Annotated in this window: 8 protein-coding genes and 1 other annotated feature; of the genes, 3 read left to right on the forward strand and 5 right to left on the reverse strand. The window is 38.3% G+C overall.

All coding sequences use genetic code 11. From position 1 onward, the window contains the following. Positions 1-17 precede the first annotated feature (17 nt). The 5 genes from IGL30_RS11660 to IGL30_RS11680 all read right to left on the reverse strand — a co-directional run bounded on the left by IGL30_RS11660 (position 18) and on the right by IGL30_RS11680 (position 11,345). Positions 18-1,997, reverse strand: coding sequence for a BglG family transcription antiterminator (locus IGL30_RS11660; RefSeq protein WP_123874943.1), 1,980 nt, complete (start codon positions 1,995-1,997; stop codon positions 18-20). A gap of 16 nt (positions 1,998-2,013) precedes the next feature. Next, positions 2,014-2,328, reverse strand: a complete 315-nt coding sequence (locus IGL30_RS11665) for a PTS cellobiose transporter subunit IIB (RefSeq protein WP_010721024.1) — start codon at positions 2,326-2,328, stop codon at positions 2,014-2,016. Between the two features lie 172 nt (positions 2,329-2,500). Further along, complete coding sequence (locus IGL30_RS11670; protein WP_123874942.1) at positions 2,501-5,419, reverse strand: hypothetical protein; 2,919 nt, start codon at positions 5,417-5,419, stop codon at positions 2,501-2,503. Between the two features lie 1,075 nt (positions 5,420-6,494). After that, positions 6,495-8,909 carry a leucine--tRNA ligase gene (gene leuS / locus IGL30_RS11675; RefSeq protein WP_034868000.1) on the reverse strand — a complete coding sequence of 805 codons (2,415 nt, stop codon included), beginning with the start codon at positions 8,907-8,909 and terminating at the stop codon, positions 6,495-6,497. A gap of 125 nt (positions 8,910-9,034) precedes the next feature. Next, positions 9,035-9,245 (reverse strand) — a binding site (T-box leader). 99 nt (positions 9,246-9,344) lie between these two features. Further along, positions 9,345-11,345, reverse strand: coding sequence for a muramidase-2 (locus tag IGL30_RS11680; RefSeq protein ID WP_123874941.1), 2,001 nt, complete (start codon positions 11,343-11,345; stop codon positions 9,345-9,347). Positions 11,346-11,726: 381 nt separating this feature from the next. Here IGL30_RS11680 and IGL30_RS11685 point away from each other — a divergent pair, with 381 nt between their 5' ends. The 3 genes from IGL30_RS11685 (at position 11,727) to IGL30_RS11695 (ending at position 14,149) form a co-directional block, all read left to right on the forward strand. Then, the gene (locus tag IGL30_RS11685) at positions 11,727-12,377 is read left to right on the forward strand and encodes a phosphatase PAP2 family protein (RefSeq protein WP_010721028.1); all 651 of its coding nucleotides are present in this window, start codon (positions 11,727-11,729) and stop codon (positions 12,375-12,377) included. Between the two features lie 246 nt (positions 12,378-12,623). Continuing rightward, complete coding sequence (locus tag IGL30_RS11690; RefSeq protein WP_010736968.1) at positions 12,624-13,580, forward strand: TIGR01212 family radical SAM protein; 957 nt, start codon at positions 12,624-12,626, stop codon at positions 13,578-13,580. Further along, a complete protein-coding gene (locus tag IGL30_RS11695) occupies positions 13,580-14,149 on the forward strand; it encodes a class I SAM-dependent methyltransferase (protein ID WP_010721030.1) in 570 nt (189 codons plus the stop codon). The genes IGL30_RS11690 and IGL30_RS11695 overlap by 1 nt, the downstream gene beginning before the upstream one ends. The last annotated feature ends 54 nt before the right edge of the window (positions 14,150-14,203 follow it).

A 14,203-nucleotide genomic window follows, 5' to 3' on the forward strand; every position in this document is an offset into this window, starting at 1 on the left:
GTCACACGTATTCCTCCTTATTCAATCACCTCGTCAAAATGATTGCTAAAATTTTCAAACGTTGGTTCAATTAAAATTTGTTGTTGCAAATCTGTGCGATCAATTAATTGCACAATTGCTTTTGTCACTATAGTAATTTCTTCGTTTTCAATAAAAGATGGTGACACGAGAAAAACAAATTTGATCTGTTGGTAATCATCCCAAAACATCCCCTCCGGAATCACTGCGACTGCAATTTTTGTCGTGACCCCTACTGGAATAGCTGGATGTGGGACTGCAACGGTTTCACTGAAGACAATCTGTCCCATTTTCTCTCGCTTGCTGATTTGTGCCATCATTTCAAGGGTATAATCTTTTACTTCGTCTTTTTCTAAAAGCGAGAGTAGGTCTAAAATCACCGTCTCTTTAGTTGGTCTTTCAGAATAGACTTTGTACCATCTTTCAGAAAGCTGGCCATGATAATCCTGTCTTTTTTTCGGAGAATCTGTGCAAGTAGTTTTTATTCTTTTTGACGGACAAGGTTGTAAGTCCGCAATCGTCTGTCGAATTTTTTGGCTATCTAGTGGATTCAAAAAGACACTCACATGTAATACGGGGATCTTAAAAATCATCGTTGATAAATCGATTGATGAAATAATCATATCTACGCCCATCAAAGTCATTTCATTGATCTCGTAATAACCTTTGACATTGGTCACTAAGAGCATTTCGCCAAACTCAGCAAGCACACGATTCTTCAACAATTGCGCACTTCCATAACCAGTTGCACAAATGATCAATACACGTATTTTTTTCGCTGTTCTGACTTTTTCTAAAGCTGCCATGATGTGTAAGGTAAGATACGCCCATTCATCTTCATTGATCGTGAATTGTCGTAGCATAGGCATTTGACTAAATATTCTTTTCGTCTGTTCAAAGGCGACTATATTTTCTTTTTTTATATCCTCAGTCAACGGATTCTCTAAAGTAATCCCTTGCCGTAGACGAACCACCATTGGCGTCAAATGATTAAGCAGACCATTTTTTAATTGTTGATCCTCAATCAGTGAATCGCCAAAAAAGTCGGCAAGCTGCTCAATCACTCTTGCTAATTCCTTGTAAAGCAGCTCATCATTTATTTTTTCGATGGGGTTAGACTTAGCAACCAAATGCAACGTCAGATAATGAATTTCCGCTTCTGGAAAAGGTACTTTTGTCACACGATTCATTCGTTGAACGATCTTTTTTGCTACTTGATATTCACGGCGATCCACTAACTCTTCACTAAAATCTAAAGCTTCAATGGGGAATCCTTCGTTGATTCGCTTGATCGTTAAGGCTAGGTGTAATGCTAGATTTTGCATGATAAAATCAGAAACTTTTAAATTTGCTTCTCGGATCTCATCTAAAATAATGATTAAAACCTCTTCAAAATTGAATTCATTGAAAAAGTGACTGTTCACTAAATAATCTTTTAAAGAGTTCGTTGCTTGATCACCAAAAAACGTGTCCATAATAAAATGGCGCTTGTTTTGCTCTGATCCTTCGATCCACATTCCTTGTCGTGGTTTAGAACAAATTTTTAACGCATAGGGCTCAATTTTTGCCTTTATCTCATTTAGATCATTGGATAAACTAGAACGGCTGATAAAGAGTTCCGACTCTAATTCATCCATAAAAATGGCTTCATCTTCTAGCAATAACTTATTTAACAGATATTTTTGACGATCTTCAGTTTCAAAAAATTCCATTTCAGACATGCCTTGATCAGCTGCGATATTTTGATGTTTTAAAAAAAATGCAAATGCCAAAGGCTTTAAGATCGCCAACTGATATCCTTGTCCTTGTTTGGCAATAATTTTTGCTCCGTTTTTTTCAATTTTCTCTTTGACATCAACCATGTATTTACGGATTGTTCGATCAGATAAAGACAATTCAGAAGCAAGCTCATGACTAGTGATATATTTTTTTTGATAGTTGATCAATAGCCCTAACAATGCTTTTTCGATCTGTTTCATCTTTATCCACTCCTAGTTAGATATTTTCTTCAATCAAATCCGCTAATTTCTGAATACCTGTGGGAATCGGAACATACGCTTGAAAGGGAATACTAACCACAGGTTTATCAACCGTTTTTCCTAGTTTAACAAACTTATCTAAAAACATCGTGGTTTGAGGACTAATGAGAAATAAATCAAAGTCGCTTGACTTGATCATTTTATCGCCTTCTGTCGCAGATACCGCATCGACTTCGATTTCTTCCCCCTTTTGTTTGAATAGATCCGTGGTCTTAGAAGCCATCATAGAAGATGACATCCCTGCTGCACAAATAATCAATGCTTTTTTCATTTTATTTGCTCCTTCCTTTTCGTTCTATTTAAAGTATAGATTGTAAACGTTTTCTTTACAAAAGAAATACTTCCGTATCGATTAGGAAGAAAAAAACATACAAAAAAATTCTTTCTGTTTGTTTTCGGAACTATCCGATGCTTTCACGATCTCTTTTGAATAGGTCTATATCTCATGGTGTTTTAAAATGCAACTGCATCAAGTAACTAGGTCTGATTGGAGCATCTAAAGTTTCCGACAAGATGTTGTCACCTGCTGTTCCAAAGAAAGAGAACTCATAAGCATTCTGTTCACTTGTTAAAGTGACAAGTTCAACGGTTTCTGATAGATTTTGACCATTTGCTACTAAAACTACCTCTTGTTCATGATCCGTATTTTGCAAACCTAATGTCAGTTCAGTTAATCGTTCGGTTTCTTCAAGACTAGTCATGGTATCCACATAAACGGATACCGGACGGTTGGAATTATTTTTGATCTCATAATTTGGTGAAGCGATACCAGCTAGAATATCCTCCTGTACAAAACTCATACGTGCAGGAATGGTGACATCGATGTATTGTGCGTTAGATGTAATCATCAATATTCCGTCTAGTTCTGTTTTATTGCCAAATTCATCAATCAATTTCAGCGTAAATCGATGATCGTCTGCAGGCAACTCAGAAAATTCTAAGCCATTCTCGAAAGTTAACTCAAGTCGGATATTTTCTGGTAAGGACCAATTGTCAGTTGGATCGCCATCTAACAACTCTCGTAAATCCGGCATTTCACTTCCTTGCTCATAGACAAGTGAATCTCTTAGCTTTCCTTCTGGAGGTGTTGTATCCTCGATCAATAGATTTATAGGTGAAAAGTGTTGTTGGTTTCCTGCTTCGTCTGTTAGAACAGAGGCTACAACATACGCAGTAGATGAAGGCACTTTCCCAGCAACTTCAAACTTTCCTCCTTGAAGATCCTCCAGCCCAATCGTAATCTTTTCTGGTAAACTCCAATTATCTTGTAAAGTCCCTTCTTTAATCACACTCATTAACTCTTCTCGGCTAAGACTGCCTGTACGTCTTGCTTCAAATGAAACACTCCGTTCAAACTCTGCTGTCGGTGCCTTCGTATCTACTACTGTATATTTAGTAGTAAGTTCTTGCGTGTGATTCGTTGTTTTGTTTTTCACAGCAACTGTTACTTCTCCAGTTGCTCCAGGTGCCCATTCTTTCGGTCCATTAGTCAGACGATACTCATAATCATCGGTATCTTTTGGTCGTTTATCAAACCATGATTCTAGAATCGTCCGAGATAATTCTTGGCTTCGTTGGGCTTCAACAACCACTTCAGACTTTATTTCAAACCGTTCACCGATGTACAACTTACCCTTAAGTTCTCTAGCATTTCCTCTTTCATCCGTCAAGGTTAACGTAAACTCGTGCGCCCCTTCAGGTAATTCTGAAAACTGCTTGCCGTCCTTGAAGCTTAACGCAAGTTTGATATTTTCTGGTAGCGACCAGTTGTCGGTGGGTTCGCCATCTAATAACTCTCGTAAATCTGGCTCTTTACTGCCTTTTTCAAAAAACAGTGACTCCTTAAGCTTGCCCTCTGGTGCTTGCGTGTCAACGACTGAAATATTTTTCATGTATCGAGCCGTATTTCCAGCTTCATCTGTTAAGGTAATAAAAATATTACTGCACATACTTGGTGCCTTTCCAACAAGTTCAAACGGTTCATTTGCGGATCCGATGTTAGTCAATCCGATCGTAATCTTTTCTGGTAAACTCCAATTATCTTGCAGATCACTCTCAATCAACAGTTCTCGTAGTTCTGCTTGCGTGAGCGCACCTGTACGCCTTGCTTCAAACACGATCTCTTTTTTAAGTGTTGCGGTGGGTGCTTTAGTGTCTACGACGGAGTATTTCGTTTCATATTCTTTTGTTTCATTTGTTGCTTTATTTGTGACAGCGACTGTTGCTTGTCCGTTAGTCTCTGGTGCCCATTCTGCCGGTCCGGAAGACAGACTATAGTCATAATTCCCTGAATTCTCCGATATCGTAGAAAACCACGATTTTAGGATGCTCGTAGACAGTTCTTTTCCTCTTTGTGCTTCAACGGTCACTTCATTTTTAATCTCAAATTCAGGTTGCTCTTTCTTCACTGTAATCGTTCCCAGCAAAGCATTGACATACGAAACATCTTCGATCGGGATCGAGTCTAAAACAGAGTATTGGGAGGCTACAGCCGTCGTCCCTAGTTTCACGTCTCCGTTAAGTACTAATCGATCTTCTTTTGCACTGGTCGATGCCAGCCTAGTGATCGTGACGGTAAAAGATGCGGCATAAGAAGAAATACTAGGCTTCGTAACCGTCACTTGGTACCCATTGACACTTTGATCAGATGGAATCGTTAACGTATACGTTCCGCGGTAAGATGAATGATTCCCATAATACATCGTATCGTATGGATAATCATCCGTTGTGGTTAGATTACTTGCTATCCAAGAAATCCAACCATGATCTTTATCTTGAGTGACCTTCTCATAGGTAGGCACATTCACAGTAAAGGAAGTCTTCGAACCAACGGCAGCTCCCAACATAATAGTGCGATTAATCTGTGTCGCTAACGTTTTCTCAATATAACTTTTTTTCCCATTTGCTATCAGATCAGGTCGATATTTATCTAGGTTTGGTAAATTATTCTTCCTTAACTCAGCACTTTGTCGAAGGACTGGTGGTACAGGATCTTCCCATGGAGTCACAGGTTCCGTTACTTCAGTTGGCTGTTCAGTTGGTATTTCAGTTGGTACTTCTTCCACTTCTTGTTCTTCAACGATCGGTACTTCCTCAACTACAGGTGCTTCTTCTACGATTTCCTCTGTATTTTCTTCTACTGGCTCCTCTACCTCGATTGACTCTTCTGCTGAGTCGTTTGCAGCTGTTTCAGGTGAAACAGGTTCTTGCATCACTGGTTGTTCCCCTTGATTTTGTAAATCCTGTACAAACTCCGTATCTAGTTCTGGTGGTGCTTCCTCAGCAAAAACGGTTAATGGATAAAGACAATTTTGGAACAACAACAAAGAGGTTGTTATCGTTCGCAAATGCTTGCTTTTCAAATTTTCTGTCCTCCTCTCTTACTAATACACTCACTCTTTTTCCTTGCTCAAATTCTCTAAAAGGAAAGATTAAATAAACAAAATTTTTATTATTTCTTATGAACATTCCTAATGTGAACGTTCCTAATATTTGTAAAAGGTTACTTTTTTGCTCATGAGATGATAGTTTATTTGACTATTAACATAACAAAAATCACTATGTAAAGAAAAATTTTTCATTTTAATCTTACGTATACTCACCTCCAAAAACATATGAAACACCTACACTAAAATTATCTACGATTATCCGCTTAGAACAAAACCTTTTTTTACCGATAGAATGGTAATTTTTAACAGATTTGCGGTTGTTTCATCGGCCTGTCATTTTTCTAAAATAAAAAAAACAAAATAGCGTAATACTATAGCTTGGTATTAAAAAAAAAGAAAACATGCCAACTAAATAAAAATAACAATGTTTTAAAAAAATGTGTCATTTGTTTACGTTCAAAAGGTATCACGATGCAAATATTATGAGACATAAGCAATTTTAATAAAATACTTTTTGTTTTTTTCACTTTTGTAACTAACAAAAAATAACTGTTCATCTTAGATAGTCATTCACAAAAAAAAAACGTCAGCAAACTTCCACTCGGTGAATGGTTCTAACTCTTCAATTGAAATTTTCTTTGTTTTAGTTTCTCTTCACTTTATTTTTCTATAAAAGAGTTTGAGAGGAAGCGACCCAAGACAAATAAATAGTATTTAAGCATCTGCTCGGAGCTATCCGCCTCTTTCACGATCTTATCCACGGTGTTTCAAGCTCTAACGGAAAATAAGCCGAAGAAAGAGGTTGAGCCAACACTTGGCTCAACCTCTTCTCCGGCTTATTTCTCGGAGCTAGACACTTTTGTCATAATCTCTTTTCCTACGTTTAGTCAGTTATAAACTTGCTGAACTGATTGCGACTTATAAAACATCTTAAAATACTGAAACAGCCAAAATTGTTTTTAATGATCTGTTCTTCATTCTGAAAGTGGCTCTGGGTTTCATCGAAAGCTCCTTCAACAATCTCTTATAATTCACTTGTTCCTGCTTTTTAATTAGCTACGATATTTACTAATTTATTTGGTACAACGATCACTTTACGAACGGTTTTTCCAGCAATGTTTTCTTTGATCGTTTCATTGTTCATCGCTATTTTTTCAAGTTCATCTTTTGGTAAGTCACGTGAAACATTAGCTTTTCCTCGGACCTTACCATTGATTTGGAAGACAACTTCGATTTCATCTTCGACTAAAGCTGACTCATCATAAGTTGGCCAAGCTGCGTAAGAAATCCCTTCCTCATTTCCTAAGATTGCCCATAGTTCTTCACCCATGTGTGGTGCGATCGGTGCCAACAATTGAACAAATCCTTCGATATATTCATAAGGTAGTGCATCCACTTTATACGCTTCATTGACAAACACCATTAATTGAGAGATGGCTGTATTGAAGTGAAGATTTTCGTAATCTTCCGTAACTTTTTTGACGGTTTGATGATACACTTTATCTAATTTCCCATCATTTAAAGTGGTGATTCGATCACGCATCTTATTGTTTTCATCCACGATCAAACGCCAAACACGATCTAAGAATTTGCGGCTTCCTTCTAGTCCATTTTCACTCCAAGCAATCGATGCATCTAATGGTCCCATAAACATTTCATATAATCGTAATGTATCTGCGCCATATTTGGCCACGACATCATCTGGATTAACGACATTGCCACGTGATTTAGACATTTTTTCGTTGTTTTCTCCCAAGATCATTCCTTGGTTGTATAATTTTTGGAATGGTTCCTTCGTAGGTACAACACCGATATCATATAAGAATTTATGCCAGAAACGAGCGTACAGCAAGTGAAGAACGGCATGTTCTGCTCCACCAATGTAGATATCTACTGGCAACCAGCGTTCTAATTTCTCATAGTTCGCTAATTCTGTTTTATTATGTGGATCGATATAACGTAAATAATACCAAGAACTTCCAGCCCATTGTGGCATTGTATTGGTTTCACGGCGACCTTTTTTGCCAGTCACAGGATCGACAACATTCACCCATTCTTCGATGTTGGCAAGTGGCGATTCTCCTGTTCCACTTGGTTTGATATTAGTCGTTTTAGGCAAACGTAATGGCAGCTCTTCTTCTGGTAAAGCTGTGACTGTACCATCTTCCCAATGGATGATCGGAATTGGTTCCCCCCAGTAACGTTGACGTGAGAATAACCAGTCACGTAAACGATAGCTGACTTCTTTTTTCCCACAACTATTTTCTTCTAACCATTCATTCATTTTAGCAATGGCTTCTGCTTTATTCATGCCATTCAAAAATTCAGAGTTGATATGAGGACCATCTTCCGTATAAGCAGCCTCTTCAATATTTCCTCCTTCGATCACGGGAAGAATTTCTAAATCAAAGGTTTTTGCAAATTCATAATCACGTTCATCGTGAGCAGGTACAGCCATGATTGCTCCAGTACCATAAGAAGCTAACACATAGTCAGCGATCCAGATCGGGATCTCTTTTCCATTAACTGGATTGATGGCATAAGCTCCAGTAAAGACACCCGTTTTTTCTTTTGCTAGATCTGTACGTTTCAAATCTGATTTTTTAGCTGTCTCTTCGATGTATGCTTCAACTGCTGCTTTTTGTTCTGGCGTCGTGATTTCTTGCACCAAGTCTAATTCAGGAGCTAAAACAGAGTACGTTGCGCCAAATAGTGTATCTGGTCGTGTGGTAAAAATCGTGTACGTTTTGTCTGTTCCAGCAACTTTAAATTCAACATTTGCTCCTACTGAACGACCGATCCAGTTGCGTTGCATTTCTTTGATGCTATCTGGCCAATCTACTAAATCAAGATCATCAAGTAAACGATCTGCGTATGCAGTGATCTTTAGCATCCACTGACGCATTGGTTTGCGGACGACATCGTAGCCGCCACGTTCACTTTTTCCATCGATCACTTCTTCATTAGAGATCACCGTACCAAGCTCAGGTACCCAGTTAACTGCTACTTCTGCTTCATATGCCAAGCCTTTTTCGTACAATTTTGTAAAGATCCATTGTGTCCATTTGTAATATTCTGGATCAGTTGTGTTGACTTCACGATTCCAGTCATAACTAAACCCTAAAGAATTGATTTGACGACGAAATGTTTCAATGTTTTTTTGTGTAAATTCAGCTGGATCATTTCCTGTATCTAATGCGTACTGTTCGGCTGGTAGTCCGAACGCATCCCATCCCATCGGATGCAAGACATTGAATCCTTGACTGCGTTTAAAACGAGATAAGATATCTGTTGCTGTATAGCCTTCCGGATGTCCAACATGCAATCCTTGACCTGATGGGTATGGAAACATATCCAACGCATAGAACTTTGGTTTTTCAGGATCATCATGGGTATTGAAGGTATTGTTTTTTGCCCAGTATTTTTGCCATTTCTTTTCGATTTCTTTATGGTTATAACTCATTTTCTATCCCCCTGATCTATTTGTACTTCCACATCAATCTGTCGAAGTTTAGTGAAGTCTAGCCTCACCTTTTTGTTTTTTTCATCTGAAGAAAACAAAAAAGTCCTATAAAAAGATTGCTCTTTTTATAGGACGTAATCTACGTGGTACCACCTAATTTTGCCTTTTCACAAAGGCCTCAAACGTTGTAACGGTCGTCACCGCTCCTACTTACTCTGTTTGTGATTTCAGTAGGCGCAACTCAAAGGCGAGTTCAAAAGCGTCCGTACACATTTCCACCAACCATGTGCTCTCTAAAACTTTCGACTTTTTACTACTTCCTTTTCAGGCGTTGATTTTTATTTACTCAAAAGTGTAGATTCATAGTAACAAATAAATGCTACAAGTTCAAATATTATTTCACACATTTACTGATTTCCTGCCATGTGTCATTGCTTATTTTTTGACGATCAACTGTTGTCCCGGATAAATAAAGTTATTCTTGATATTATTCCATTCGATCAATTGATTCATGGTGATTCCATGACTATCGGCAACGCCCCATACTGATTCACCTGCTTTGACGGTATAGGTTTTTTCATCTGATTTCGCTGGCGTTGATTGTGCAGTGCCTTTTTTAACGATGACTTCTTGTCCTGGATAAATAAAATTGTTTTTGATGTTGTTCCATTCAATCAACTGATCCATCGTAATATGGTGTTTATTGGCAACGCCCCACACCGATTCGCCTGCTTTGACAGTATACTTCGTATCACCCGTTGAAGAAGCCGTTGGAGTTGTAGAAGCTGGCGTTGAAGCTGTTGGTTTGGTTGTTGCTGTTGCGCTTGCTTTACTGCTTCCACCTTTGACGATCAATTTCTGTCCTGGATAAATGAAGTTATTCTTAATATTGTTCCATTCAATCAACTGGTTCATGGAAATCCCATTTTTATTTGCAACACCCCATACTGATTCGCCTGCCTTGACAGTATAAGTCGCTTGCCCTGTCGCAGTTGAGCTGGTATTGCTTGATGCGGTGTTCTTGTTATTAGCTGTCGAAGCGGACGCATTACTTGAAGATGAACCACCTTTGACAATCAATTTTTGCCCTGGGTAAATAAAATTATTTTTAATATTGTTCCATTGAATCAGTTGGTTCATGGAAATTCCAAATTTATTCGAAACACTCCAAACCGATTCGCCTGCTTTGACAGTATAAGTACTTCCAGAAGTAGTACTTCCTGTATTTGCCGTATTACTAGATGTATTACCTGTCGATGTATTAGAAGTAGAACCGCTTGCTGAAGAACTACCTTTTGAAACAACCAACTGTTGACCTGGATAAACAAAGTTATTCTTGATGTTATTCCATTCGATCAGTTGGTTCATCGAAATCCCATGATCATTCGCAATTTTCCAAACAGAATCGCCTGATTTAACCATATATTTTGCACCAGTTGCTTGTCCCGTACTGCCAGACGTATTCGTGTTGCCAGAAGTATTTCCAGAAGAAGCATTATTACCAGTGTTAGTGGTTGAAGAACCTGCAGATTGGCCACCTTTGATCGTTAATTTTTGTCCTGGATAGATAAAATTATTTTTGATATTATTCCATTCGATTAACTGCGCCATCGTGATTCCAAATGAATGAGAGATTCCCCAAACGGAGTCTCCTGATTTGACAGTATAAGTCGTACCAGTCGTAGTTGCAGAACCGCCTGAGTTCCCACTAGTACTTCCAGAATTGGATGTATTTCCCGTATTCCCGCCATTTCCAATCGTTGCACCGCCTCCAGCGTTGCCGCTAGCTGGTGTATCGTATTTGGTCAATCCATAGGTTGTAATAATATTGTTTAGTTTTCCAGCATACCCTGGATCAGTTGCATAACGACCTGTCAAACAAGCAGTAGCATCAGTATAAGATTTAGTGTTGCTTTTCCAAGTACCTGCATAATAATAGCCATTACCAAAAGAGGTATTTCTTAAAACATAGGCATTGTCATTAAATGACTCTGCAAAAGAAGGGTACTGACGGAATGGTTCTTTTTTAGATACCCATTTATTGTTAAGATATTCGAGTGTATCCATATAAACAGTTTGACCTTGATAACTTCCTTTAATCCCAAATAGATTATAGTAAGGTGCTTGTGACAAGGCACTACTTCCCCAACCACTTTCGACGACTGCTTGAGCAATCATGACTGAGGCATATAAATCGTTGGCTTGAGCAATTGGTTGTGCATACGTAGCAATCTCAGCAATAAACGCTGCTGTATTGATTCTGGCACCGAATTGTGTGGGGGTTTGATCAGCATCTACTTGTACAGGCTGAATCAATGACGCTGCCACAGAACAGCCGACCATCGCCGTACCGACAAGTGCAGCACTACGTTTTACTTTACGAAAACGTTTGGTTTCATTTAAACGTCTACGTTCTTTTCTTGCAATGTTTTCCATCTTCTATCCTCCAACTTCTATCTACAATTTCTATACTATTATAATAATTATAACTTCTCTTAATCTTTATTAAAAGTTATTTAAGTGTGTGACTGCTTATTGTAATCAGACTGTAACCTTTCGTAATGTTCAACACTGAGAAAAAAATAGCACCTTTCCCCGCTTGATTTTAACGACTTTTAACAAATAATCGATTTAAACTTTCCCAGACAAAGTATGTCAATTATATTACTTGAAAATGTCTAGGAGATTACAAAGTGATTTACAAATAAAATACCTTTTTTATTTTTTGATTAAGTGCTCGATTCTATAAATAATTATGGATATTATTTATAGAGAGAATAATGCTATAATGAGTCATTGTTGAAAAGGAGGATATTTATGAAGCAACGTACAACTTTTCATGTAGCTGGAGCTTGTTTTTTACTGCTCTTTTTAGTCTTAGGCTACATTGTCAAATACCGTATTTCTTTACTGGCGGGATTTGATCAATCAATAACAGAAATGATCCGCGCTCCCTATCCCCATTGGAATGCTTATCAGCTGTTTATGACAAAATTTGGCAATCCACTCACGGTCATCTTAGTCTTCTTGCTGGTTTCATTTTTGTTATGGTGGAAGAAAAAAAGACCTGAAATGATTTGGTTAGCGGTTAATTTTATTGCCATTGCTGGGATCATCAATCCTGTGATCAAACTATTCGTGATGCGCGTTCGCCCAACCCTTGAACACCTTGTGGTAGAGCACAGTTACAGTTTTCCTAGTGGTCATGCAGCTGGTAGTATGATTTTATATGGTACACTGATTTTTCTAATTCCTGTCATTATTCAAAAAAAGGTCTTTCGTCCATTGATTCAAATACTTCTAGCGTTTATTATAGTAAGTGTTGGGATTAGCCGTATTTATTTAGGCGTTCATTTTCCAAGTGATATTCTAGGTGGCTTTTTACTTAGCCTCTCGTGGTTATGCTTCACGTATCCAATTTATCGAACCCAAAAAGAAAAATGGCTAAACACGCAGAAAACATCTTGATCTCACACAAGTATTTTTTAGTGAGAACTTTTGTTACAAATCATCCAAATCAATAAAAAATTGTGGAGAGACAGTTAACTTTTTTCTTTGATGATTAGTTAATCTGTCTCTTTACTTGATCCTAAGAACGATTCTCGTTATAAAGTGCTTAGATTTTACGTCATTCATCAGGTATAATGATCTGAATCGTTCAATACGAGTAGAAGAAAGTGATGAATTTAGCACCATTAAGAAAGAAGGATAACAATGGAATTTACATATTCAGATGGAAATAAACGCTACCACTCATGGAATTATGCGTTAAGAAATGAATTTGGCGGAAAAATTTTCAAAGTGCCAATCGATGGAGGATTTGACTGCCCCAATCGTGATGGTACAGTGGCTCACGGGGGCTGTACTTTTTGTAGTGTTTCTGGATCAGGTGATATGATCGTCGCTCCCGAAGACCCATTACCTATTCAGTTCCATAAAGAAATCGATATGATGCATCAAAAATGGCCAGGGGTAACCCAATATATCGTTTATTTCCAAAATTTCACGAATACTCATGCACCTGTAGAAATCATTCGTGAGCGTTTTGAACAAGTGATCAACCTTCCTGGTGTTGTCGGGTTGTCGATTGGTACTCGCCCAGACTGCTTACCAGATGCGGTCGTGGATTATCTCGCAGAACTAAATGAACGGCTTTATCTGTGGGTCGAATTAGGATTACAAACGACTTTTGAAGAAACCTCTACACTGATCAATCGCGCACATGACTACCAAACTTACCTTGATGGTGTGAATAAATTACGAAAACATGGCATTCGTGTCTGCACTCACTTAATCAACGGTTTACCTGGTGAAACATTAGAAATGATGCGTGAAAATGTCCGACGTACGATCCTTGATTCAGATATCCAAGGAATCAAGCTTCACTTAATGCACTTGATGCGCAAAACAAGGATGCTTCGTGATTATCATGAAGGTCGTTTACAACTGATGACCCGTCCTGATTATGTCAACGTGATTTGTGATCAATTGGAAATGATCCCTCAAGAAATCATTATCCATCGGCTTACCGGTGATGCCCCTTGGGATTCGTTGATCGGACCAATGTGGAGTTTGAAAAAGTGGGAAGTCTTGAATGCGATAGATGAAGAATTGGTTCGTCGCAATAGTTATCAAGGGAAATTTGATGTTCGTAAAGGAGTGCGTTGCTAATGCTACAAACTGCTTTACACTTTAGCCATACGTTATTAACAGAAATCCTGCAACCAGGTGACCATGCTATTGATGCCACCATGGGTAATGGCTACGATACGCTTTTTATGGCTGAATTGGTCGGGAAGACCGGACATGTTTACAGTTTTGATATCCAACCTGCTGCCTTGCAATCCACGAAAGAAAAACTCGCTGAACAAGCATTGACCGATCGAGTCTCTCTTTATTTACAAGGTCATGAGACACTGGGGAATGTCGTGGCTCCAGAGCAACCAATCAAAGCAGGGATTTTCAATCTAGGTTATCTTCCTAAGAGTGACAAAGCAATCATTACTTTACCTGAAACAACGAAAATCGCAATGGAAGAGATACTGAAACGTTTAGCCCCTCGAGGACGCATGATTATCGTCGTCTACTATGGTCATGAAGGTGGGAAATCAGAACTGGATATGGTACAACAGTTTTGTCAAATGCTCCCTCAAGATCAGTATAATGTTTTAAACTATCAATTTATTAATCAAAAAAACAATCCACCGATTTTGTATTGTGTGGAGAAGAAAAAATGTTGAAATAATTGGCTTTGTTCAATTACTCCGTTCGCTTCTTTATGGCTTATCAACGTT

The organism is Enterococcus sp. DIV1089c, assembly GCF_050530965.1.
GTDB lineage: Bacteria > Bacillota > Bacilli > Lactobacillales > Enterococcaceae > Enterococcus_B > Enterococcus_B hirae.